This window comes from Enterobacter sp. UNJFSC 003 (genome assembly GCF_036903355.1).
In the GTDB taxonomy this organism is placed as follows: Bacteria; Pseudomonadota; Gammaproteobacteria; order Enterobacterales; family Enterobacteriaceae; genus Enterobacter.
This window is the reverse complement of record NZ_JBAKHK010000272.1, coordinates 1-251: the sequence shown is the minus strand read 5'-3', so window position 1 is coordinate 251 and position 251 is coordinate 1. Positions and strand designations below refer to the sequence as shown.

Here is a 251-nt window from a genome sequence, read left to right as displayed (position 1 = left end):
GGATTATTGAGTAATGTCGAAAAACCCTGAGTTAAAAGTTCACTTTCAAACATTGCTGGCCCCTGTTATTCGAAAAATGTGCCGACAGGCAATGGCACCTGTAACGCTTCGACAAACAGCAACCAGAGGATTGCCGTTAACAGCAGCGCAATACCCGGTGTGAGTACCCATCGCCTGTAGCCCATCAACGTCATAATGACGATGAGGAAAACAGGAGTAGTAATGAGATAACCGCAGTAGCTCATCGCCAC

The 251-nt window shown here is 47.0% G+C and carries 1 protein-coding gene; it reads right to left on the bottom strand.

The features are described from left to right. Positions 1–65: 65 nt before the first annotated feature. Positions 66–251, bottom strand: a 186-nt coding sequence (locus V5P19_RS24120; RefSeq protein ID WP_214147600.1) for a tripartite tricarboxylate transporter TctB family protein, incomplete at its 5' end; no start/stop codon positions are given.